The sequence below is a fragment of the Effusibacillus consociatus genome (genome assembly GCF_042652925.1).
Classification (GTDB): domain Bacteria; phylum Bacillota; class Bacilli; order Tumebacillales; family Effusibacillaceae; genus Effusibacillus; species Effusibacillus consociatus.
The window spans coordinates 1-22,942 of sequence record NZ_JBHSHC010000010.1 but is presented as its reverse complement, the minus strand read 5'-3'; the positions used below and the strand labels follow the sequence as shown (position 1 = coordinate 22,942).

Annotated in this window: 21 protein-coding genes and 2 pseudogenes; 4 read left to right on the top strand and 19 right to left on the bottom strand. The window is 47.8% G+C overall.

The window, feature by feature from the left end:
• Positions 1-19 precede the first annotated feature (19 nt).
• On the bottom strand, positions 20-766 hold the full coding sequence (locus ACFO8Q_RS01225; protein WP_380023679.1) for an SDR family NAD(P)-dependent oxidoreductase: 747 nt from the start codon (positions 764-766) through the stop codon (positions 20-22).
• Between the two features lie 621 nt (positions 767-1,387).
• Here ACFO8Q_RS01225 and ACFO8Q_RS01220 point away from each other — a divergent pair.
• Complete coding sequence (locus tag ACFO8Q_RS01220) at positions 1,388-3,205, top strand: assimilatory sulfite reductase (NADPH) flavoprotein subunit (RefSeq protein WP_380023678.1); 1,818 nt, start codon at positions 1,388-1,390, stop codon at positions 3,203-3,205.
• A 34-nt stretch (positions 3,206-3,239) separates the two neighbouring features.
• Positions 3,240-4,961, top strand: a complete 1,722-nt coding sequence (gene cysI, locus ACFO8Q_RS01215) for an assimilatory sulfite reductase (NADPH) hemoprotein subunit (protein ID WP_380023677.1) — start codon at positions 3,240-3,242, stop codon at positions 4,959-4,961.
• Here cysI and ACFO8Q_RS01210 read toward each other — a convergent pair.
• The 4 genes and pseudogenes from ACFO8Q_RS01210 to ACFO8Q_RS01195 all read right to left on the bottom strand — a co-directional run bounded on the left by ACFO8Q_RS01210 (position 4,952) and on the right by ACFO8Q_RS01195 (position 6,617).
• Entirely contained in the window at positions 4,952-5,290 is a 339-nt protein-coding gene (locus ACFO8Q_RS01210) for a hypothetical protein (RefSeq protein ID WP_380023675.1), read from the bottom strand. The two genes, cysI and ACFO8Q_RS01210, sit on opposite strands and share 10 nt — an antisense overlap.
• Positions 5,291-5,373: 83 nt before the next feature.
• Complete coding sequence (locus tag ACFO8Q_RS01205; RefSeq protein WP_380023674.1) at positions 5,374-5,805, bottom strand: hypothetical protein; 432 nt, start codon at positions 5,803-5,805, stop codon at positions 5,374-5,376.
• A 363-nt stretch (positions 5,806-6,168) separates the two neighbouring features.
• Positions 6,169-6,421 (bottom strand): annotated as a pseudogene (locus ACFO8Q_RS01200) (polynucleotide kinase); the annotation flags it as partial.
• Positions 6,422-6,434: 13 nt separating this feature from the next.
• Positions 6,435-6,617: a hypothetical protein gene (locus ACFO8Q_RS01195; RefSeq protein ID WP_380023672.1), complete on the bottom strand. Its 183-nt coding sequence runs from the start codon at positions 6,615-6,617 to the stop codon at positions 6,435-6,437.
• Between the two features lie 185 nt (positions 6,618-6,802).
• Between ACFO8Q_RS01195 and ACFO8Q_RS01190 the strand changes: the two genes are divergently transcribed.
• On the top strand, positions 6,803-7,999 hold the full coding sequence (locus tag ACFO8Q_RS01190; RefSeq protein ID WP_380023668.1) for an aminotransferase-like domain-containing protein: 1,197 nt from the start codon (positions 6,803-6,805) through the stop codon (positions 7,997-7,999).
• 111 nt (positions 8,000-8,110) lie between these two features.
• On the opposite strand, the gene ACFO8Q_RS01185 is transcribed toward ACFO8Q_RS01190, so the two are convergent.
• From ACFO8Q_RS01185 to ACFO8Q_RS01120, 14 genes and pseudogenes are all read right to left on the bottom strand, one after another.
• On the bottom strand, positions 8,111-8,887 hold the full coding sequence (locus ACFO8Q_RS01185; protein WP_380023667.1) for an alpha/beta fold hydrolase: 777 nt from the start codon (positions 8,885-8,887) through the stop codon (positions 8,111-8,113).
• A 21-nt stretch (positions 8,888-8,908) separates the two neighbouring features.
• Positions 8,909-9,166, bottom strand: a complete 258-nt coding sequence (locus ACFO8Q_RS01180) for a hypothetical protein (protein ID WP_380023666.1) — start codon at positions 9,164-9,166, stop codon at positions 8,909-8,911.
• Positions 9,167-9,235: 69 nt separating this feature from the next.
• A complete protein-coding gene (locus tag ACFO8Q_RS01175) occupies positions 9,236-10,012 on the bottom strand; it encodes an alpha/beta fold hydrolase (RefSeq protein WP_380023664.1) in 777 nt (258 codons plus the stop codon).
• Between the two features lie 11 nt (positions 10,013-10,023).
• Positions 10,024-10,977, bottom strand: coding sequence for a branched-chain amino acid ABC transporter permease (locus ACFO8Q_RS01170; protein ID WP_380023661.1), 954 nt, complete (start codon positions 10,975-10,977; stop codon positions 10,024-10,026).
• Between the two features lie 5 nt (positions 10,978-10,982).
• A complete protein-coding gene (locus ACFO8Q_RS01165; RefSeq protein ID WP_380023660.1) occupies positions 10,983-11,843 on the bottom strand; it encodes a branched-chain amino acid ABC transporter permease in 861 nt (286 codons plus the stop codon).
• A gap of 20 nt (positions 11,844-11,863) precedes the next feature.
• Complete coding sequence (locus ACFO8Q_RS01160; protein ID WP_380023658.1) at positions 11,864-12,574, bottom strand: ABC transporter ATP-binding protein; 711 nt, start codon at positions 12,572-12,574, stop codon at positions 11,864-11,866.
• Entirely contained in the window at positions 12,552-13,325 is a 774-nt protein-coding gene (locus ACFO8Q_RS01155; protein ID WP_380023657.1) for an ABC transporter ATP-binding protein, read from the bottom strand. Before ACFO8Q_RS01155 ends, ACFO8Q_RS01160 begins: the two co-directional genes overlap by 23 nt.
• A gap of 100 nt (positions 13,326-13,425) precedes the next feature.
• Entirely contained in the window at positions 13,426-14,649 is a 1,224-nt protein-coding gene (locus ACFO8Q_RS01150) for a substrate-binding domain-containing protein (protein WP_380023654.1), read from the bottom strand.
• A gap of 83 nt (positions 14,650-14,732) precedes the next feature.
• The gene (locus tag ACFO8Q_RS01145; protein WP_380023694.1) at positions 14,733-16,526 is read right to left on the bottom strand and encodes a 6-bladed beta-propeller; all 1,794 of its coding nucleotides are present in this window, start codon (positions 16,524-16,526) and stop codon (positions 14,733-14,735) included.
• A 48-nt stretch (positions 16,527-16,574) separates the two neighbouring features.
• Positions 16,575-17,603: a 3-oxoacyl-ACP synthase gene (locus tag ACFO8Q_RS01140; RefSeq protein WP_380023653.1), complete on the bottom strand. Its 1,029-nt coding sequence runs from the start codon at positions 17,601-17,603 to the stop codon at positions 16,575-16,577.
• Complete coding sequence (locus ACFO8Q_RS01135; RefSeq protein ID WP_380023652.1) at positions 17,600-18,013, bottom strand: MaoC family dehydratase; 414 nt, start codon at positions 18,011-18,013, stop codon at positions 17,600-17,602. The genes ACFO8Q_RS01140 and ACFO8Q_RS01135 overlap by 4 nt, the downstream gene beginning before the upstream one ends.
• 19 nt (positions 18,014-18,032) lie before the next feature.
• Positions 18,033-19,544 (bottom strand): o-succinylbenzoate--CoA ligase, encoded by a 1,512-nt coding sequence (gene menE / locus ACFO8Q_RS01130; protein WP_380023650.1) that lies wholly within the window; start codon positions 19,542-19,544, stop codon positions 18,033-18,035.
• Between the two features lie 21 nt (positions 19,545-19,565).
• On the bottom strand, positions 19,566-20,186 hold the full coding sequence (locus ACFO8Q_RS01125; RefSeq protein ID WP_380023649.1) for a TetR/AcrR family transcriptional regulator: 621 nt from the start codon (positions 20,184-20,186) through the stop codon (positions 19,566-19,568).
• Between the two features lie 232 nt (positions 20,187-20,418).
• A pseudogene (locus ACFO8Q_RS01120) lies at positions 20,419-22,581 on the bottom strand (Tn3 family transposase); the annotation flags it as partial.
• 105 nt (positions 22,582-22,686) lie between these two features.
• Here ACFO8Q_RS01120 and ACFO8Q_RS01115 point away from each other — a divergent pair.
• A partial coding sequence (locus tag ACFO8Q_RS01115; RefSeq protein WP_380023646.1) for a helix-turn-helix domain-containing protein occupies positions 22,687-22,942 on the top strand: 256 nt, incomplete at its 3' end.

Genomic DNA, 22,942 nt, shown 5'->3' with positions numbered 1-22,942 from the left:
TTGGGTCTACTCAACTTCATTACTCCTCGTAAATCATTTTTCTGGTCATCCCCCCATCAATCACCAAATTAATTCCAGTGATAAAATCATTCTCAGGATTGGTGAGGTATAGACATGCTCGTGCAATATCCTCCGGCTTTCCTACTCGCAGGGCAGGATGCTGCAGATGGTCTATTTGCCGGAGTTTATCGTAGTCCCCTGTTTCGATCCAACCGGGGCTAATGGCGTTCACTTGTATATGATCCGGTCCTAAAGAAAGGGCGAGGGAGTGGGTTAAAGAGAGAATCCCACCTTTTGAAGCGGCATAGGCTTCTGAATTAGGCTCTGACATAAGAGCGCGTGTCGAAGAGATATTGACGATGGACCCTCCGCCGTGATTTCTCATGATTTTTGCGGCTTCCCTTGAACAAAGGAACGTTCCTCCAAGGTTCGTTCCCACTACGAAATCCCATTCTTCGATGGTGAGATCATAAGGAGATTTAAATACGCCAATCCCTGCATTGTTAATTAAAATATCAATTCGGTCTATCTTGCCTTGGATTTCATGAAAGAACCGCTCGATCTCTATGGGCTTGCTCAAATCAAGAACGTGTGTTAAAACTTCAAACCCTGCATCCTGAATAAATTCAGAGGTCTGTTTGAGTCCGTCGGCCTCTTTATCTACGATGACCACTTTTGCTCCGTGTTTGGCATAGGCAGCGGCAATGGTTCGACCTATTCCTCCCCCGCCCCCTGTCACAATCACTACTTTTCCTTCATATGTCATAAACACTTCTCCTCCATTCCAGTGATCATTGTTTTGGGAATCGTACAATAAGAAGTTGTCCATTGAGAGTTTATTATCCTCCAGCCATAAAGTCAAAATTACGGCATAACGCGTACCATCATTGCAAGTAACCTCTCCCTCCAATCTTGCACTCTTGATCCCCGTTCTCCAGTGATTCCTCAAGTTGTTTAATTTGTTCATTTTTTAGGGGCTGTTGACTACCATTTTGATCACGCATTGGGATGAGCATAAAGTAACCTTTTTCCAACGCTGAGGCAATGGAAATCCATCGAGCGTCCGGAGCAAAAAATTGACGTTCAGGTTGCAACATTGTCGCAGCCGCATGTATGTCTCTTGAATCCATCCCTAACGAATACTCTGTTAATCGTCCTGCAAGTATGTTTTCAATAGCATTTCTTGTGAGAACGAAATTATTGGAAGGAAACAATATTTTCTGAAGTTAGATGCGTCCCCGTTGTTATTTATAAATAAAACTTATTAATGGTATAAGTAATTCTGATTGATTCGTTTCGCCTGCTGTGATAGTTTAGAGTAAATAAATAATAAATTAATCACATCAGATTACTCGGAATAATCTTTATGCTATGCGAGGTGTATATTGTGGTACTTCAGGTGACAAACAGTCCTTTCAATCAGGAGCAAGTGGAGCTTCTCAATCGCTTTCTGCCGACGCTTACGGAGGTGCAGAAAGTCTGGTTGAGCGGTTATCTTACGGCTCTTCACAATGTGGAAACACCGATGGCCGCTTCGCCGCAAGCTGCTTCGGCAGTGAATCCGCCAATCATTTCCAAAGATGTGACTGTGCTCTTCGGATCCCAATCCGGGAACAGCCAAAAGTTGGCCAAGAAGCTGACCGAAAAGCTTCAAGAGCAGGGCTTCCAGGTAACGCTCTCCTCTATGAGTGACTTCAAGCCGAATACGTTGAAAAAGGTTCAAAACCTGCTCCTTGTGGTCAGCACCCATGGGGAAGGTGTACCGCCGGACAACGCCCTATCTTTCTATGAATTCCTCCATAGCAAGAGAGCACCTCAATTGGAGGACCTCCGCTTCTCCGTGCTGGCTTTGGGAGACACTTCTTATGAGTTTTTCTGCCAAACCGGCAAGGATTTCGACAAGCGTCTTGAAGAACTCGGTGGCAAGCGTCTAACTCCGCGCGTCGATTGCGACGTGGATTACGACGAGCCTGCCGCAGAGTGGATGAATAATGTCCTGCACTCTCTAAGTGAGGCGGCGGCGGCCCAGGCCACTGTAAGCGTTGGCGGTGTAACGATCGAGAGAGGGCCGCAAACCGAATATTCACGGTCGAATCCGTTCCAGGCCGTGGTTCTTGAGAATTTGAATCTGAACGGACGCGGGTCGGACCGGGAAACTCGTCACCTGGAGCTCTCCCTCGAGGGATCCACTCTGCAATATGAACCGGGCGACTGCCTGGGGATCTATCCCAAGAATCATCCCCGCCTTGTCGATGAGCTGATCGAAGCGATGGGCTGGAAGCCGGAAGATCTCGTTCCGATTAATAAGAACGGAGAAGAGTGCCCAGTAAGAGAGGCGTTGTCCAGCCATTATGAAATCACGGTCCTGACTAAGCCGCTCTTAGAGCAAGCGGCGAAGCTTTCTTCGGGCAGCGGGCTGCAGGAGCTGCTTGCGGCAGGACGAGAGCAAGCGCTTAGAGATTATATCAGAAATCGAGATTTGTTGGATTTGGTGCAGGATTACAGCCTTAAAGGAGTGTCTGCCAAGGAGTTCGTACCGATTCTCAGGAAGCTGCCGGCTCGTCTCTATTCGATCTCCAGCAGTTCGAAGGCGTACCCGGACGAGGTGCATCTCACGATTCGAAAGGTACGATACGAGGCTCATGGACGATATCGGTACGGCGTGTGTTCGAACTATATCGCGGACCGTTTAAAAGCGGGCGATTCATTACCGGTATTTGTACACCATAACCCCAACTTTAAGCTTCCGCAGAACCCGGATACACCGATTATCATGATCGGGCCAGGCACAGGTGTTGCACCTTTCCGGGCGTTCCTGGGAGAACGTGAGGAGAATGGGGCGAAAGGCAAGACTTGGTTATTCTTTGGCGATCAGCATTTCTCCACAGACTTCCTTTATCAGATCGACTGGCAGCGTTGGCTCAAAGAGGGAGTACTGACACGTATGGATGTCGCGTTCTCCCGCGATACGGATCAAAAGGTTTACGTTCAGCACCGGATGCTTGAGAAGAGCAAGGAGCTGTATCAATGGCTGCAGGAAGGGGCTTGCATATACGTATGCGGAGACGAGAAGAAGATGGCCCACGACGTTCATGCCGCCCTGGCCACCATACTCGAACAAGAGGGCGGACTTAGCTCAGAGGAAGCTGTAGAGTATCTAAAACGTATGCAACAGGAAAAACGTTATCAGCGAGATGTCTATTGAGTTTAGCCAATAGATAGCGAGAGGAGATAGCAGCATGTCAGAAAATAATTTGCTTTCGCCAAACAGTGCGCCTCACAGCGATGTAGAGGATATCAAGCGCCGAAGCAATTACCTGCGGGGAAGCCTGACAGAGACTCTGGAAGACAGGATTACCGGGTCCATCCCTGAGGATGATAATCGATTGATGAAATTTCACGGAAGCTACATGCAGGATGATCGGGATCTTCGCAACGAACGGAATAAACAGAAGCTGGAGCCGGCTTATCAATTCATGGTGCGCGTACGGGCGGCCGGCGGGATTGTTACTCCGGAACAATGGTTGATGATGGATCGGATCGCCCAGCAATATGCGAACGGAACGATTCGTCTGACGACCCGTCAGTCATTCCAGCTGCACGGCGTGCTTAAGTGGAATATGAAGAATGCGATCAAGGAAATCAACGATGCTTTATTAAGCACGCTTGCCGCTTGCGGGGACGTAAACCGCAACGTTATGTGCAACCCGAATCCGTACCAGTCGGAAATCCACGAACAGGTTTACGAATGGGCCAAGACAGTAAGCAATCATCTTGATCCGCGGACCAGAGCCTATCATGAAATTTGGCTTGACGAAGAAAAGGTTGTAGACAGTCTGGAAGGGGACCAGCAAGAACCGATCTACGGGCCTGTCTATTTGCCGCGCAAGTTTAAGATCGGCATCGCTGTACCTCCTTCCAATGACGTAGACGTGTTTTCTCAGGATCTGGGCTTCATTGCCATTCATGAGGAAGGGCGGCTGCTGGGCTTCAACGTTGCGGTCGGCGGCGGAATGGGAATGACGCACGGCGATCCGAAGACCTATCCGCAGCTGGCGCGGGTGATCGGTTTCATCTCGCCGGAACAAATTGTCGACGTGGCCGAGAAAACGGTCACGATCCAAAGAGACTATGGAGATCGCTCGGTGCGGAAACACGCTCGGTTCAAATACACAATCGACGACCGCGGGATCGAATGGTTCATCAATGAGCTTCAACAGCGACTGGGATGGAAGCTTGAGGAGCCGCGCCCTTACCAATTCGAACACAATGGCGACCGCTATGGTTGGGTGAAAGGAAGCAACGACAAATGGCATTTTACCCTTTTCATTCAAAACGGCCGAGTGAAAGACGAGGAGAACTACCTTTTGATGTCCGGTCTACGGGAAATCGCCAAGGTGCATACAGGGGATTTCCGCCTGACGCCGAATCAGAACCTCATCATCGGTAATGTGACCAGTCAAAACAAGAAAAAAATCGAGGAAGTCATCAAGGCCTACGGGCTCACCGATGGAACTCCATATTCCGCGTTGCGGAGAAACTCTATGGCCTGTGTGGCCTTGCCGACATGCGGCTTGGCGATGGCTGAGTCGGAGCGCTATTTACCTACCCTGCTGGAGAAGATCGAATTGATCTTGGATGAGGCGGGTTTGCGCGATGAGGAGATCGTCATTCGCATGACCGGCTGTCCGAACGGATGCGCTCGACCTGCACTGGCGGAAATTGCGTTTATCGGCAAGGCTCCCGGCAAATACAACATGTATTTGGGCGGTGGTTTCTCCGGAAATCGATTGAATAAGCTGTACCGTGAAAATATAGGCGAGAAAGAAATCCTGGAGGAACTGCGTCCGATGTTGAATCGGTACGCGAAGGAACGTGAGGAAGGCGAGCATTTCGGAGATTTCGTCATTCGCGCGGGGTATGTGAAAGAAGTTCGTTCGGGACTCGATTTTCATGAGTAGCGCGACATTGATATGCAAAGAAGGGGCCGACCGGTATAAACTGGTTGGTCTTCCTCTAAAACACCGTTAAAATCCTCCGGTTTCCCCCAAAAATGCCACATGTATTTTTGTTTTTGCCCCGCTACAAACGGAGCGTCCATGAATCCCAATTTCCCTTTCTCTCCACGCATTAGATAATTTCCAGAAAAAAATGTCGGACTTGGTTTCCATTTTACATTCACTTCGTCCGTGGTCGATTTTTCTTTGTTTTCATTTGTTCCAATCGTCTCGGAGTTGGTACATCCCACAAGAGACAAAGCCAAGAGGAACACGCTTAATAAAATTCGCATAATAATCAAAACTCCAATAACAAGGTATGCAGAATACTTATTTCGCCAAAAAACACGAAGGAACTAAAGCTTTGCTGAGGGCGTTATCGGTTCCCCGTATTTCTTTCTACGATCTCACCCAATTCCCGACTCTCAATCAAAAACTGGCTCCCCCAAAATGACGTTTCAAATGTACCGCCTCCCCAGTAGCCAAAGCCATGAAAGGAACCGTCTTTAAAGACTACGGTTGCGTGGTTTTCCGGGGTAGGACCGTGACGGCGCCAGTTGCTGCTTTCAAATTCCGCTTGTTGAAGTTTTTCAAGAAACTCTTTCTTTGCGGCCGTGGCAAGAGCCACCTCATCTAACCGGCCTACACGTACAGATGCAACGTTCGAATCCGTCAGTTCTTTCTGTAATTCGGCCCAAATGAACCGATCCTTAATGTTATGGTACCCCTCTTGAATGGGTTCGGCAAAAAGTACCCCAGCAAATGCCAACCCCAAAACTGCACCTGCCACCTTCCTCATAGCCAACATTCCCGATCTTCCTCCTCGATTCCTGTTATTCCGGCAAACTCTGTCCACTTTTTTCCACATAAACCGCCTCCAAACGGATAACCTCGTCCTTATAGACTCATGACGGGATGATCGGTTACATGAAGGAATCGTCCGTGACAAAGAAAGTGAAAATTAGGCTAGTTTTTCGAACACAAGCAAAAATATTGGACATATGACAGGATGCAATGAACATCTGTGGCGACAACTTGGCTAAACAATAAAAGGGTGGGGATCTCCCGCCCTTTTATTGTGTATGGTGCCAATAGATGAATAGGCTTCAAACATGTTCACCTTAATATTTTAGCAACTATTTCCAGTTTTATGTTTGAAACTTTTTTAACTCTACAATCTGGGATCAATAGGGTCCGCTTCAAGTGCTAGCGTGTTCAATACACACTCAAGGATCCGCTCAACAGGTTCTTTTTTAACAAACCGTTGAATCCCTTCAACTCCTCAAAGCAAACTCGAACAAAGCGTTTCGCTGTTTCTTGCCAACCTTCCTTTGTTTCAAGCGAATCAGGTTTTCCGGCAATAAGTAGTCCATACCATAGATAATGTGCAGGTATTTTCGTCCACGGACTTTGAGTGCCGGCTGTGAGGTTTGCCATTTAATGCAGTTCCCAATGCGGATCGGATATAGGAACAAATAGACTGCTCACTGCAAATTCACGATCATTAATGTATTGGGTTATATCGAAAGCATTCGGACTGTTCCTGACAAGTTCAATAGGGTCAGGAGCAGCAAATAATACAGCCTCAGCTTCCGTTTCCGAAAATGACGTATAAACCAAACGGACTCTTGTCCCTTTCTCTTCTCTTTTCTTTAATACTTCTTAACAAGAGAATATCATTCTGTTTCGCAAAAATACACTATTGAACTTAGAACCATAAACCGGTTTAATAGTTTTTCATTCTTGTATTTTCAGAAAATAACATATATTATATTGTAAATTAGCTGAAAGTAGAGGAATGCCTTATGAATTATCTCCTGTCGGAAACGGCTCAAAATTCCAAGGTTTCTGCCGTTCGTGAAATTCTGAAACTCACTCAGGGGAGCTCGGTGATCTCATTTGCCGGCGGTCTTCCGGCGGAAGAATTCTTTCCGATCGAGGCGCTAGACGCAGCTTTCGAGAGAGTATTTGAGCAAGGAAAAAAGTCATTGCAATACGGGCTGACGGAGGGATACACCCCGTTGCGGGAACAAATCAGTGTTCGCATGTCAAAAAAGGGCATTCATGCAGATCCCAGTGATATGCTTCTCACCACAGGGTCCCAGCAAGCGATCGATTTGCTCGCAAGAGTCTACTTGGAACCTGGTGATGTGGTTCTGGTAGAGAATCCGACCTATTTGGCCGCTCTCCAAGTGTTTCATTATTATCGCGTTCAGGTTGTATCCATTAGGAGTGATCGCTTTGGAATGGATCTGGACGACTTATCCCGCAAGATTGACGAATACAATCCAAAAATGGTATATGTAACGCCTACTTTCTCAAATCCGACGGGGAAAGTCTGGAGCAAGGAACGCCGCAAGGGGCTTTTGGAGATTGGTCATGACCGGAATGTATTGATTTTGGAAGACGATCCGTACGGAGAACTTCAATTTCGTGACGATGTTTCGTATCCAACGATATTCTCAATGGATCAGCATCCAAACGGAGCCGTACTCTATACCAGCACCTTTTCCAAAACTGTAGTTCCTGCGTTACGCACCGGATGGGTGGTGGGCGATCCCACGATCATTCAAGCGATGACCCGTGCAAAGCAAGCTGCCGATCTCCATTCCAGTTCTCTCGATCAACAAGCCCTCTATCAATTGATGACTCACTTTGATCTGGATGCTCATATTCAGGAAATTCGCAGTCAATACCGGCAGCGGATGGAGTTGATGTCCCAACTGTTACACCGGCAGCCATGGACGGATATTCGATGGAATGAGCCGGAAGGCGGAATGTTCCTATGGATGGAACTCCCCTCGGATTGGAATGCCGAAACTCTCTTACAGCATGCCGTAAAAGAAGGGGTTGCATTTGTTCCGGGAACCGAATTCTACGTCGGTACACCTCAAAGCAACACGTTGCGCTTGAATTTTACCCATACCTCTCCGGAAAATATGGCAATCGGAATGGAACGATTGGCCCGGGCCGTGAACTCTTTTCACTTGGCTCACGTGTAAACACGCGGCGAATTGGTTTGTCATCGCTATGCAGCTTGAAAGTGAGATCAAATAGAGGATGACCTATTGCCAAAATTCCCCCGCAGAAGTGTTCTGCAGGGGAATTTATTCTCATTGTGTCGTTTTACAAAAATCGGTTACCAAATCAACAAACCGTTTTGGATTTTCCACATTAAGCGAATGGCCGACACCTGGCACGACTTCAAGACGACTTCCCGGGATGGCTTGGTGAATTCTTTGGATACCGTCCAGTGGAGACCAATTATCCAACTCGCCCCAGATTACAAGTGCAGGAGCCGTAATTTCCCTCAGATGTCCCGATACGTCCATCTCCGCCAATGCTTTAATATTGCCTTCGAATACCTGTTTACTTGCTGTAAAAGCCTCCTCCACCAATTGGTCAAAAAACTCATTGTATGAATACGTGGGAGCGGTCCCTTTTAATGCTTCCTTAAGCGACTCTTTATCTTCCTGCCACTGTTTAAACAAAGGATGAAACTCCTCAGGAATCACCAATCCTTCAGCAGGAACCGGATCAAGCAGGATCAGGCGTTTCACCCGATGGGGATAGGCAATCGCATATTGCATGGCGGTTCCTCCGCCGAGAGAATGGCCAACCAAAGTGAATTGATTGATGTTTAACGCCTGGGCAAAAGCTTCCACATCATCGGCAAACTGTCGAATCGAGTGTCCGGTTTCCGGTTTGTCCGTAAATCCACAACCGCGGGAATCCAGTGCAAAGCTTCGATACTCCTCCGTAAGCAAATCCATTACTTTTTCCCACCATCTCCAGGAACCAATGTTTCCGTGAATGAACAAGATGGCTTCCGGACCGTTCCCTTTTTCCTGATAATGAATCTGAATATCCCCCGCTTTTACGAACGGCATATCCTTCACTCCTCAATTCTTTTATTGTTGAAGCCATGTGTGAATTTGTTCGGCAGCCTCTGTGCCCCATCCCAATTCCAAATGGTTGAGCGGAACTGTCACATTGCCCGCCAAGTTTCCAACCCCTTCAGCACTGGAAGCGCTGTCGATAAACACAACGCCATCACTGGGACCGGTGTGCTCATTGTGAATCGTCGGAATGTCATTTTGGTTGCCTGACAAGAGATAGGTTTGAATCGACGATGGAATCCTGTAGTGGTTCCCATTGTCACTCCTCACTTATTCAAATATTCAGAACAAATATACCTGATAACTGTTGCAGTTGAGTTACACAAGAGCCGCTCAGCATCACCCGATTATTTTTTCAGCAAACCTCTTAATATCCTCAGCCAGTCGTTCCGGTGCCTCAACGTTAGGAGAATGTCCGATTCCCTCATACAAAACCAGTTCACTGCAAGGAATCGCATCCCGTGTACGTTCCATCATATCGAGTGAAATCAAGCTGTCTTGAGTTCCGAACACGATCAGGGTCGGGATCTTCACGGCGGCGAGTTTCTCCCGATAATCAGCCTCGCTCAGGGAAGTATAATTGGACACGACAGTAGGTCCCGCAATCATCGCGTCATCCACCAGACTCTCAAAAAACTCCCCCTGGGCAGCCGTAGGGATCACTGCCGCCAAGGCCATTTTCATCAGATTCCGGTCGCGAATCATCTGTTCAAGTAAGGGTTTGCGTTCCTCCGGTGTGACAAGGCCTTCCGCCGGGGCTGGGTTCACCAGCACGATCCCTTGAACCATCTCCGGCTCCGTTACCGCCATATCCATCGTAATGGAGCCGCCCATCGAATGTCCCACCACGATCACATTCTTGAATCCCAGTTCTTTCAACAAAGCTCTTGCATCCGAGCTGTATTGCGGAACCGTGTTGCCATGTCCCGGCTGTTCACTTTGACCGCAGCCCCGCAGATCGAGCCGGACAACTGTATAGTTACCAGATAATCGGGTCCACACAGGATCCCACCACCGGCCTGAGGCAAGATTCCCGTGAATAAGAACCAGCACGGTCTCTCCCTGCCCCGCCTGTTGGTAATGCAAAGTGACTCCGTTTACTGTTATTTGCGGCATCCTGTTTCCCCCTATCTTCGAATCCAACGGTCACGAATTGTCCCCACAATTCCTTTTGGAAAGAACATGACGATAACAATGTAGAGAATTCCAAAGAACAACAACCACCTTTCAAAAATCGGGTGTACGGTCGATAAGGAACTCAGCCACTCGTGCGCGAATGTGATAACTCCGGAACCGAATACGGCTCCAATCAAGGTGCCGGTTCCTCCGATGATGGTCATCAAGAGTGCATCAACAGTCCGATCCAGCCCCAGTACGGAGGTGTTGACATATCGCTGAAAAATCGCCCACATCGCTCCGGCCAGGGTCGCTACCACCCCCGATGCGACAATCGACAGAAGCTTGAATTGCAGGACATTATAACCCAATGACTCCACACGGTGTTCATTCTCCCGAATTGCCTGCAGGGTTCGTCCCAGAGGAGAATTCACCAAGCGCCGCAGGAACAGATACATGGCAATCAGAAACAGCAGCGCCATGTAATAGAACACGATGCGCTCCCGAAATATCGCCGGTACCGGGATACTGGGAATCCCGTCATTTCCGCCTGTCAGGGAACTCCACTTCTCCGAAATAATAAAGAACAGTTCCGCAAATGCCAGGGTAATCATAGAAAAGTAGACGTCTTTTACCCGCAGGGACAAACCTCCGATGATCACCCCGACCAACACAGACATTGCTACCGCAATCAATATCGCTAGCGGCAGAAGACCCGGTTCCTTTGTTTTCGAGAGCAGGATCCCGACCGAATACGCTCCTGTACCGAAGAACAATGCATGGCCAAAGGAAACGATCCCTGTATACCCCAGCAGCAAATCATAGCTCATCCCGTACACAGCCAAAATGAAGACTTGGATCATCATCGTCAACAGGAAACGGGAATCGCTGACAAACGGAAGCAAGACGAGAAGAGACAGGACGACAGCGATTAAAATCTTGTTGGTAAAAAGTTTCTCCCCCATCCCCATCACCTCCGTATTCCGAAAATACCTTCAGGTTTCAGCATGAGCACAATCGCCATTAAAGCGACATTCACCGCTAAAGCCGCATCCGGCAAATAATACGCCATAAACGTTTGCATCACGCCGATCAGCAAACTCCCGACGGCAGCTCCGACAAAGTTCCCAATCCCACCGATCACCACTACAATAAAGGCGGCCAGCTGATTTTGCATCCCCAATTCCGGGAAGATCGAACCGAATGACGGTCCTGAGATGACTCCCCCAAAAGCAGACAGACCTGCCCCAAATGCAAACACCATGGAAAATACTTTCCGCACATTAATCCCCAGTGCCTGCACCATTTCCGGGTCCTGAACCCCTGCTCGAATAATAATCCCGTACTTTGTCCTCGTCAGCATAAAATGGACCCCAAGCAGGACCAGTATCCCGACACCAATTGTAAATATTCGGTACACCGGGAAGGGATCGCTCAAAATCGTCACTACCCCCTGCAGCAGTTCCGGTTTTTCAAATCCGAGAATAATCGGTCCCCATACAACTTTTATCAGTTCCGTCATGACGATCATCAGTCCCAAGGTCAGCAGAATCTGGGCCACATGGTTGCCATAAAAGGGACGAACAAAAAACCGTTCCATCAGCCAGCCAATCCCGATTCCGGCAAGGGTGCCCGCAATCACAGCAAGAATAAAACTTCCAGTCAGACCGTACACCGTCCACCCAATGTAGCTGCCCCAGATAAAAATGGCACCGTGGGCGAAATTCAGAACCCCCATCAATCCAAATATCAAGGACAATCCCGCTGCGATGAGAAAGATCAGCATCCCAAGAGCAATTCCGTTGAGCAGCAAGTTGATTGTTAATGACACAAGCTCAGCCTCCTCCCCTGCTAGACACCGATTCCGAGATACTTTTTCTTTAATGCATCGTCTTGTTTGAATTCGTCCATCTCACCGCGATAAACCGTGTGCCCGTCATCAAGAATAAACACGTCATCCCCGACCCCGCTTGCCATGATGAAGTTCTGTTCGACCAGTACGATAGTTGTGTGCTTCTTCAATTCCCGGATCGATTCCATTACCTTTTCCACCACAATCGGAGCCAGGCCTTTACTCGGCTCGTCAATCAGCAGCAGTTTATTGTCGTTGACGAACGCCCGGGCAATCGAGAGCATCTGCTTCTGCCCGCCGCTCAGGTTTCCCCCTTTTCGTTTCCAGGCAATCTTCAGGTCCGGAAACAGCGTCAGAACAAACTCCAGTCGGTCTTGAGTCGCTTTCTCATTTTTTCGCATCGCAAGTTTCATATTTTCCTCGACTGTCAGATCCGAAAAGATCCCTTGATCTTCCGGCACATATCCTATCCCTTTATTGGCTACCTCGTAGGGCGCGATTCCTTGAATTTCCTCCCCTTGAAAAATCACTCTCCCCTCTCGTGGAGGTGTCAGCCCCATAATGGTCCGCAGAGTGGTGGTTTTGCCCGCTCCGTTCCGTCCGAGGATCACGGTAACCCGACCTTCTTTTACTTCAATCTCAACACCCTGCAGAATGTGGTATTGTCCGATATACGTTTGTAAGTTCTCAGCTTTTAACAGCGTCTTCATAAAGGCCTCCCAGATACGCAGACTGCACCAGTTCATTGTTCATAATTTCTTGCGGTGTACCGTCTGCGAGAAGTCTGCCGTTAAACAGCACGGCTAACGAATCGGATAAGCCAAGCACCATGTCGATCTTGTGCTCGATAAGCAGAATCGTATGGTCTCCTGAGTCCTTAAGAGTACGGATGACTTCAATAATGGAAGGTACTTCTTCCAGTGACATGCCTGCAGTCGGTTCATCAAGCAGCAGCAGTTCCGGTTCCAATGCAAGCAAAATCGCAATCTCCAATTTGCGCTTGTCCCCGTGTGACAGATTTTTGGCAAGTTGAGTCGCTTTGGCAGCCAAATGAACTTTCTCCAGCAATCGAACCGCTGTCTCTTCAAACTGATGAAATTTTCTGTAGTGGGAAAACAGCCGAAAACTGACGCCCCCTTTTGCCTGTACAGCAATCCGGACATTCTCCAGGACAGTCAGATTCGGAAATACATTGGTGATTTGAAAGGACCGCCCAATCCCCAACCTCGTACGTTCATATACCGCCAGCTTTGTAATATCCTTGCCTTTAAAGAATACGGATCCGGCCGTCGGTTTTAATTGCCCGCTCAACAAATTGAAAAAAGTGGTCTTTCCGGCTCCATTGGGTCCGATAATCGATTTGAATGTATGCGGTTTCAATTGGAAGTTTACCTCGTTGACCGCCACATGTCCGCCAAATTGAATCGTCAGTCCCCGTGTTTCCAGAAGCGGGTTGGACATTCAACTTCCCTCCTTCTGATAGAGAATCTTGGCATTCGACAAGTTCCAACCAGGATATTGAAAAAAGAGCCCTGCCTCTGGCAGGGCATCGCTAGATGAACTATTTTTTAACTGTAACCGGGGGAGCCGTATCCTGTCCGCTCAATTCCTTAACCAGAACGGGTACCAGGTGGTCAACTCCCTGTTTCTTTTCCAGCTTCACAATATACATGGGCTGTAATGCTTGATGATCCTCTTTCCGGAATGTGTAATCTCCTTTGGGTCCCTTAACGGTCAAACCTTCAAGAGCTGCAATTAACTTATCGGTATCGGTGGATCCGGCTTTTTTGATGGCTTGCACGAGTGCGACACCTGCCACGAACCCGCTGGAAGTGAAGAGATCGGGCGGAGAGTTGAACTCCTTTTGGTGATTTTCAACCAACCATTTATTTACATCATTTTGCGGCAGCGCGTGGTAGTAAGGAGCTGGTCCTTGCATGCCCACTCCCGCGTCTCCAAACGATTTGATTCCGGCAATATCTGGGATTACCGATGTAATCTTCATTTTTTCGGCAATCTTTAATTCATTTACCTGCTTCAGCAGGGTTGCACCACCCGCACCAGCCCAGGTGATAATCAAGACTTCCGCCTTGGACTGGATCGCTTTTTGCAAATAGGGGGTAAAATCCTGTGTGTTTACCGGTGCAAACTCTTCTTGAATGACCTTGCCGCCCGATTTTTCAATCGATTCTTTCCAAGCGGCCGCACTGGATTTTCCGAACACATAATCAGGGGCTATGTGAAAGAATGTTTTCCCAAGGTTTTCGACCGCATACTTCGCACCGGTTGCGGCATCCTGAGACAAGCTGCGTGCGCTGCGGAACACGTACTTGTTGAAATTCTTCCCCGTAATCTCATCCGCTGCAGCAGGATCCACCATGAACACCTTCTTGTACTCTTCCGCTAGTGGAGCAATCGCTTGAGCAACGGCAGAACTTGCTGATCCCTGTAGGATATCCACTTTTTCTTCTTCCAGAAGCTTCCGGGCTTTCTTGATGCCTTCATCCGCTTTTCCGGCATCGTCTTCCACGAGAACTTGAATTTTGCGTCCGTTGATTTCCTCCGTTCCACCGGTTGCATATTTAATTCCCAACTTGAGACCGTTGATTTCCTGGGTTCCGTAGGCTTCTACCGCACCCGAGCGCGAAGTGACAACTCCAATTTTGATCGGATTTTTATTGTCCTTCCCACCTGTTTCATTGCTGCCGCCGCAAGCCGAAACAGCCAGCATCGTTACGGATAACAAGGAAACCAGAGCGGTTTTCTGCCACCTTTTATTTTTCATTGTTCATAAACCCCCTTATTTAAATGTGTTCACCAATTTATTGAAATTCTACCGTTCATTCGTTACACATGAGTTACACATGCCTAGGGAATAGGTTTAAATTTTTGAATTCGATGCAGCAGGCCGTCTGCGATATACAAGTCGCCGGAAGCTGCAATGCCAATCCCCTGCGGGGAGAAAAAGTTCCCGTCCGTCCCGCTGAAACTGCCGAATTGCTCGATAAAAGTACCGTTTGCATCGTATTTTTCGATTCTGTTATTCGATGTGTCCGTTACATAGACATGGTTATGGGCATCAATTGCAATCCCGGTTGGCAGAAACAAATCGCCCGGCCCTTCTCCCCAATTCTTCAACGGGTCCGAATGCCCTCTTTCCCCGTTGGTTCCCCATTTCGTTAGAAAGCATCCGTTGTTATCAAATTTTTGTACCCGATTATTGATACGATCCACCACATAAACATTGTCCTGTGAATCAACCGCCAACTGCATGGGTTGGATAAACTGGCTGTCACCGGTTCCATATCCTCCCCATTCCGTGACATATTGAAAGAGAGAGTTAAACTTTTGAATCCGGTTGTTTTCCGTATCCGAGACAAAAATATTTCCCTTGCTGTCTACCGCAACTCCAACAGGGAGCCGAAAATATCCGCTCAAAGTACCATAGGATCCGTAAGCGGCCAAAAAGGTTCCGTTATTCGAAAATTTTTGAATCCGGTTATTTACTGCATCTGCTACATAAACGTTGCCTGAGTGGTCAATGGCCAACTGCCTCGGAACATAAAATTCGCCATAATAGCTGCCATACCCGTTCGGACCACCCGAACCGAAGTTCTTGCCCCACTTGGCCAGGAGTTTCCCGTTGGGATCGTACTTTAAAATCCGATGGTTGAAAGAGTCAGAGACAAACACATTTCCGTTCCCATCGACTGCAGCATCAAAAGGGCCTGCATACTGAGAATCCCCGTTTCGTGCACTTCCCACATAACTTGAAACACTTGCTGAATACATGATTTCCTGATAAATAGCGACACGATTGTTTCCGGTATCGGTCACATAAAATTTGCCCTGTCCGGTCGGAAGAACTTGATTCGGGTAGATCAGGTTTGGGAAACTGCCGACTGTGTAGAGAAACACATGGGCGCTGTTAAATTTATTGATCCGATTGTTATACGTATCTGCCACATAGATGTTTCCTGAAGAATCAATATTCACTCCGCGCGGATGATAGAATTGATAGGTTCCGATTCCGGGAGATCCGTCTCCGATTTGGTTGATGTAATTGCCGTTCGAGTCAAACTTTTGGATCCGGTTATTGTAAGTATCGGCCACATAGATATTGTCGCTCGGATCAACGGCAATTCCCTGAGGCAGGGCGAATTGCCCGGGGCCGGTGCCATGGCTGCCGAAGCTGAGAATGAAGTTACCGCTGCTGTCAAACTTTTGGACCCGATCATTAAACTCATCGGTTACATAATAGTGATTCAAGCTGTCGACCGCTATTTCACGCGGAAAGCCAAACTCTCCATTCAGTTCCCCTTTGCGTCCCCAACTTGTAATAAAGTTGAAGCTGCTGTCGAATTTCTGAATTCGATAATTTCCGGTGTCCGCGACAAGAATATGGCCATTTCGATCGACAGCTACCCCAAACGGCATATTGAATTGGCCCGGATTGGATCCCAGTTGACCGAAGGAACCAAGTATAGTTCCTGAGGAGTCCATCTTGATGATGCGGTGGTTTCCCATGTCAGCCATATAAACATTGCCTGAAGAATCTTTTGCAAGTGATACTGGTGTACGAAACAGCGTCTTTGAATCAGGCCCTTTTCCCCAGGTGGAGACGTATTGGTACCCTGCTGCGAAAACTGTGGAAGCGGTCATGAAGAATGTACATAGAGAGAAAAACAATGCTTTACGCAGACTCATTTTTCAATCTCCTTCCCATTGAATGACCGTTGCAGCCCAGGTATAACCTGTTCCGGCGCTTACCGTTACAACCAAGCCCCCCTTTCGCAATTTGCCTTGTTCTTTGGCGAAGTGAAGCCCGATGCAGGGGTCCAATGCTGACATATGGCCGTGGTGGTCAAGGTATACCGCTTGATCTTCGTTTAACCCCAAACCATCCAGCAGCTGATGAAACATCGATTTTTTCGTATGCAGCGGCAGGAGCAGATCGATGTCTTCCACCCGATATCCGCTGTTTTGTACTGCTTGTTTTACTACTGTAATAAAATTGGGGACGGATACGGGATCCAAGCGTTCTTTCATATCGGCGGGATCGGTTACATCGATATAATGCAGCCGATCTCGGACAGTCACCAAGGATGCCGGAAGAGCCGATCCACCCGCGGGAACCTTGACATCATTGTGGAAGGAACCGTCCGTTAGAAAACTTGAACCCAGGATGCGATTCCCGGTCCCCCTTTTTACCAGTGCGGCTGCACCACCATCTGCGAAGTTAAACATAAATCGCGAGCGTGGATTCTCATAATCAATGATCTGGGATTCCTTGCAGCCCCCGACCAGCAGGATGTTTTCAACTCCGGAATCGGCAATCAGCATATCTTTTGCCACCTTAAGGGCTATCGGAAAACAGGAACTCACATTCATCATTTCAAATGCATATGCATTTTTAGCCCCCAACTCGTGTTGGATCTTTGGAGCGCTTGACCAGACAAGGTAATCCTTATGAGGGCTCCCAAAGTAGATCACGACGTCGATGTCCAGCGGATCCATTCCCCGGATGGCGGCTCGCCCCGCCTCAACTGCCATATCCGATGCGTGGATGGAAGAATCGGAAACATGCTTTTGTACAAGTCCGAACTTCTCTGTTATCACATCTGCGGGGATTCCTGTTTTGTCTGCCAACTGTGCGGCCGTTTCGATGCCAGGCGGAAAATAAATACCGGTTGACGCGATACCGATGGCGACATCCGGCGGCGTCATCTGTCGACTCATATTTTTTCTCCCTCCCTAGCTACCATCATCGTCGCTTCCCCTTCCATCACCAAGGTTCCGTCTTGCTTGCGGCACTCCGTTTTCAACCGGAGAATTTGTTTCTCCTCAAAATACTCGATGACTTCAGCCAGCGCAGTTAACGTGTCCCCTATAAAAACCGGCTTGACAAAGCGCAGGGTCTGCCCCATATAAATGCAACCAGGTCCCGGGAGATGCATTCTCAGCAATCTCGACAATAGACTGGTGGTGAGCAGCCCATGGGCAATCCGTTGACCGAAGCGGGTGTCTTTGGCGTATTCCTGATCCACGTGAATCGGGTTGTAATCCCCGCTAAGCCCTGCAAATTGCACAAAGTCGGTTTCTGTAATGGTTCTTGAAAAAGAGGCTTGCTGACCTGCATAAAATTTCATCTCACTCACCTCGTAATGTTTATGCGTATTCCCGTTTCAAAGACGCTTTATCGATTTTCCCTGTAGCGTTCTTGGGTAAAGCCGCTACAAACTTCACAGATTTGGGACACTTATATTTCGCTAACACGGCTGTGCAGTAATCGAGCAGCTCCTTCTCAGTAAGATGATGTTCCTCTTTCAACGCTACAATTGCGATGGGGACCTCCCCCCATTTTTCATCCCCTATTCCTACAACGGCTGCTTCGGCAACCGCCGGATGCTGTCCGATTACCTGCTCGACTTCCAACGGATAAATATTCTCTCCCCCGGAAATGATCATGTCTTTTTTGCGGCCTGCAATGTATACAAACCCTTCTTCATCCATTCGGACCAGGTCTCCAGTACGAAACCATTCAGCTTGGAAACTCTTGGCCGTTTCATCAGGAAGGTTCCAGTATTCTTTGAATACGTTGGGTCCCTTCACCAGCAGTTCTCCGATCTCTCCTAGCGCCACGTCTTTTCCCTCATTGTCCACAATCCGGATATCGCAGAACATTGCCGGTTTCCCGATCGAACCAATCTTTTTCCCGTAATCTTCCTTGGAAAGCAGGAATACGGTCGGAGACGTCTCAGTCATTCCATACCCCTGGCCGAATGGAATTCCTTTGTCCAAATAGAACCGAATCAACTCGTGCGGGCAAGGAGCCCCGCCACTATAAAACCAGCGAAGGGAACTGAGATCTGTCTGTGGAAATCTGTCGCTCTTACGCAGAGCGTCATGAATGGTCGGAACTCCCATCACGATGGTGACCATTTCTTGTTCAATGAGTGCAAGCGCTTTCTCCGGATCGAAACGATTGGGGATTACGACCGTCCCTCCTGCAAGAAGTGCCGGAAAAGCAAACAGTCCGATTCCACCGATGTGAAATAAGGGAAGCAGGGTCAAGACCCGGTCGTCTGAAGTAATATCCAGCGTCAAAATATTGTTGACCCCATTCCAGAACATGTTTTCCTGAGTGAGCAAAGCCCCTTTTGGACGGCCGGTGGTTCCTGATGTGTAGCAGATGAGAAAGGGAGTTGATCCTAGGGGAGCCGTCGTGTTCCAATCAGGCACTGCTTTCATATCGGCGGCCCCACTATCGAAAGCGCTTTCTTCCAGTGCATCAATACGGGTAACATGCTTGACTGAACTGCTTTCTTGCATCTGTGTGCCTATTTCATAGAATTCTTCTCCTGTGAGCAAGACGGCAGACTGGCTGTCATTCAACTGAAAAGCAAGTTCTTTTGGGGTAAGTCTGGTATTTAACGGCACCCCTATACAGCCGAGTTTTGCTATGGCAAACAAAAGTTGAATATATTCAATACTGTTGGCAGACAAGATCGCGATTCGGTCACCGCTTTGAACTTGATACCCCTGAGCAAGAGCCTGGGCGATCCTGTCGATGCTCTCTGCAGCCTCTTGATAAGTCAATCTTCTGCTTTCTCCCACAAGTGCAATACGGTTTGGTGTCATACTCGCTCTTTTTTCAATCCAATAAGCGATCCCTTGCATTACGATCCCCCTCTCCGCGTATCACTTCTGTTCCCTGTTTAACCCTTCAAATATCAGAGACACCATGTCTCCAAAAACCCGATCCGGCACCTCTTGATCCTCCCAGTAGACCCAGCGCATCCCGATAAATTGGCTCATCCCCATTAAACAGTAGGCCACCGTTTCGGCATCGAGGGTTTTAAATTCTCCTTTCCCCATCGCTTCTTCCAACCCTTTGATATATCCGCCCGCCAGACGGTCGTAGTACCAGCGATACAATTTTTCATCCACCAGCACCGCTTGTTGGACGATACTGTAGAGATTTCGATGGTTCTTCACCCAGCGAAAGAAAGTCCGAAATCCGATGATTTGAGCTTCCTTGGCGCTAGTGGCCTTCGCCACCTCCATGCGGATTTCATTGCGAAAATCACTGCTTAACTGTTTGATTAATTCTTCGAAAATCATCTGCTTCGAAGAAAAGTAGTTGTAAAACGTACCTTGCGCGACATTGGCTTTTTGCGTAATATCCACGATCGAAGCGCTAAAATACCCTTGTGTTCCAAAAATCTCTTCCGCCGTATCCAGCAGCTTTTGCCTGGTTTTGAGCCCTTTTCTGGTCAGAGGAAGAGGCATGTGTTCATCGAGTATAGCTTTTTCTGACATATGAATCACCTCTCAGTTTTAGATTATATAAAAATTTCTAAAACATTCAATGCAAAAATTGATAAAAAATTTTGATGAACAAGTAGGGGTCCAGCCAACATTTTAACGAAAATATACGCTAAGTAAATTTTTACCATAAAAAAGCCGGTTGTTCCTACTCTAAGGGATCCAGGAGACGAATCGATCAGATTTCCTCCTGACCGCTTTCCTTTAAGAGGTTTTCCTCTCGACCTTAGTTTTCACTTTCTTTAAGCTTCAGCGGACGTAATGAATTGAATGTCGTCGCTTGCTTCAGATCAAATTTATACTCGCCTAAGAAGTTAATATGTTCCCATCCCAGTGGAGAAATATGATTCAACAGCTGTTCATTAAGGCCGTTTTTTTGCTTTCTGATAGTCCGCGGCTTTGGTGAGATAAACCGTATTCCATACACTAATCGCATTGATGATGATGTTCAACGCACTGGCCCGTTGGAGCTGATCCTGCAGTGCTCGCTCACGTAGCTCTCCATGTTTGCCGAAGAAAATCGCCCTGGCCAATGCGTTCATCGCTTCTCCTTTGTTTAACCCACGGTGATTTTCCGTCGGAAGGCTTCACTCGAAATGTAGTCCAAGATGAAAATCGTTTTTTCAATCTGGCCCATTTCTCGCAGAGCTGTGGCCAAACTATTTTGACGGGCATAAGAACCGAGTTTTCCCATGATTAAAGATGCTGAAACCGTTCCTTCACAGATTGAATGAGCAAGGCGCAATACATCATCGTAGTTCTCCAGGATGATTTTGGTGTTGATCCGGCCGCGTAGCAGCTTCTCCAACTTGGGAAAATCACTGGCTTTCCCGATAGTATACAGTTTTGAATCGGCCAAATCCCGGAGCCTCGGTGCAAACCGAAAACCCAATAAGTGTGTCAATCCAAAAACCTGATCGGTATAACCGTCGGTGTCCGTGTAATGTTCTTCGATCGCAAGATCGGTTTCATGGTGGAGAAGTCCGTCAATCACATGCACGGCATCTCTAGCGTTGGTGTTAATCACTTTGGTATAAAAAGTTGAAAATTGGTCACTCACAAACCGATAGATGGTTGCGCCTTTTCCGGGACCGTAATGGGGATTCGAGTCGGCATGAAGGGCGGCCACACCGATTGGCACACACATTCCATCGGATGAAGATGTGGTACCATCTCCCCAATAGGCCGGCAAAGCCAACTTGTGATGAAAATTTACCAATACGGCCTGCCCTTTGTTCATAGCATCTTCATAGAGCCGCCATTGTGCAGCGTTTGCCATCTGCCGATACGAAATGTCCGGCGTGGCTTCCGCCATTTTGGTAAGACCAATGTTCGTTCCCATCGCCATTAGCGTGGCCATTAGGATTTTGGTTTCTTCCGTATTCGGAGGGCGATTCGTTGAAGCGTGAATAAATTGTTCATGAAAACCTGTCCAATGGGCCACTTCCATAAGCAAATCATTCAATTTAATACGCGGCAGCAGCTCGTAGAGAGATAAACTAAACTTCTTGGCCTCATCCGGAACGTCCTTTTCTAAACGGTCAATGTGAAGTTTTCCGTTCTCAAGATTCACGCCTTCCAGTTCGTCCAGGTGGTTCGATATCCATTGGAGTCGTTTTATCAGCGATTCCGTTCGTTCTTCCAGATATTCTTTAGCGGATAAACTCACTGCAAGCTTTGTGGCGCTGGACTGAGCTTCTTTCCAATCTTTCTGAGAAACCAGATACTCTTCAAAGTCTTTATACTGTCGACTTCCAACAATGGAAACATCTCTGGAACGCACGTAGTTACGCAACTCTGTTAACACGGCCATCTCGTAATAGTGCCGGTTGATAGTAGCGTCTTCGTCATAGACGTGCTTTTGCCATCGATTGGAGACAAAATCGAGCGGCGCGTCTTCCGGTACTTTCCGTTTGTTGGTTTCATTCATCTCCCGAATCGTAGCAATGGCTTTCATCAATGGCTCGACCGACTTGGTAGAGCGAAATTCCAATAACTTTAACATAGTAGGGGTATATTTGCGAAGGGTATAGAACTTCTTCTCTAACAAATCCAAATAATCGTAATCCACGGGGCGTGCCAACCTTTTGGCTTCTTCAACGGATTCAACCAGTTGGTCCCAAGGCATGACCGCCTCCAAAGCGACAAAAGGATCGATGCCCTCGTGTCTGGCTTTTATTAACGCTTCACCCAAGTTCGCAAAATGAACAACCTTTTCGTTAATGGTCTTGCCATTCTGCTTGTGAATTTCCTCTTGCGTTTTACGTCCTTTGGAGAGCAAGGACGTGATCTGCCGGTCGTGGATCTCAAACGACTGATCCGTTAAGTCCTGGATTAAATCCAGCAAATAAGCGACCAAAATAGCGTATTTTTTGGGTTCATTAAATCTGGGTTCATTGTAAAATGAAATGCAACACATAAATATCACAAAAGCCACGGTAATTCCGTTATGATTAAGTCGACCAAAACCAATTCATAACAGGAGGAATTACCCATGGCTCGCTCTTATCGTAACACAAAGAAACGAACCTTTACACATTTGAATGCATTTGATCGTGGTCAAATCCAAGCTCTGCATAAGCAAGGCAAGTCCCTACAAGCGATTGCAAACGAGATCGGCTGCCACAAATCCACGATCTCACGAGAGCTCAAACGCGGAAGCGTCACCCAAAGACGATCAGATCTAACGGAACATACCGTCTATTTCCCTGACACTGGACAAGTCGTTTACGAAAAGAACCGTTCTCATT

Coding starts and splice junctions, on each gene's coding strand:
- ACFO8Q_RS01205 (WP_380023674.1), bottom strand. CDS start 5,805: ATGTTGGCTATGAGGAAGGTGGCAGGTGCAGTTTTGGGGTTGGCATTT.
- ACFO8Q_RS01225 (WP_380023679.1), bottom strand. CDS start 766: ATGACATATGAAGGAAAAGTAGTGATTGTGACAGGGGGCGGGGGAGGA.
- ACFO8Q_RS01190 (WP_380023668.1), top strand. CDS start 6,803: ATGAATTATCTCCTGTCGGAAACGGCTCAAAATTCCAAGGTTTCTGCC.
- ACFO8Q_RS01185 (WP_380023667.1), bottom strand. CDS start 8,887: ATGCCGTTCGTAAAAGCGGGGGATATTCAGATTCATTATCAGGAAAAA.
- ACFO8Q_RS01170 (WP_380023661.1), bottom strand. CDS start 10,977: ATGGGGGAGAAACTTTTTACCAACAAGATTTTAATCGCTGTCGTCCTG.
- cysI (WP_380023677.1), top strand. CDS start 3,240: ATGTCAGAAAATAATTTGCTTTCGCCAAACAGTGCGCCTCACAGCGAT.
- ACFO8Q_RS01135 (WP_380023652.1), bottom strand. CDS start 18,013: ATGAAATTTTATGCAGGTCAGCAAGCCTCTTTTTCAAGAACCATTACA.
- ACFO8Q_RS01160 (WP_380023658.1), bottom strand. CDS start 12,574: ATGAAGACGCTGTTAAAAGCTGAGAACTTACAAACGTATATCGGACAA.
- ACFO8Q_RS01140 (WP_380023653.1), bottom strand. CDS start 17,603: ATGAGTCGACAGATGACGCCGCCGGATGTCGCCATCGGTATCGCGTCA.
- ACFO8Q_RS01175 (WP_380023664.1), bottom strand. CDS start 10,012: ATGCCGCAAATAACAGTAAACGGAGTCACTTTGCATTACCAACAGGCG.
- ACFO8Q_RS01125 (WP_380023649.1), bottom strand. CDS start 20,186: ATGTCAGAAAAAGCTATACTCGATGAACACATGCCTCTTCCTCTGACC.
- ACFO8Q_RS01210 (WP_380023675.1), bottom strand. CDS start 5,290: ATGCGAATTTTATTAAGCGTGTTCCTCTTGGCTTTGTCTCTTGTGGGA.
- ACFO8Q_RS01150 (WP_380023654.1), bottom strand. CDS start 14,649: ATGAAAAATAAAAGGTGGCAGAAAACCGCTCTGGTTTCCTTGTTATCC.
- menE (WP_380023650.1), bottom strand. CDS start 19,544: ATGCAAGGGATCGCTTATTGGATTGAAAAAAGAGCGAGTATGACACCA.
- ACFO8Q_RS01155 (WP_380023657.1), bottom strand. CDS start 13,325: ATGTCCAACCCGCTTCTGGAAACACGGGGACTGACGATTCAATTTGGC.
- ACFO8Q_RS01145 (WP_380023694.1), bottom strand. CDS start 16,526: ATGACCGCTTCCACAGTTTTCGCAGCAGGGTACCAATACGTCTCCACC.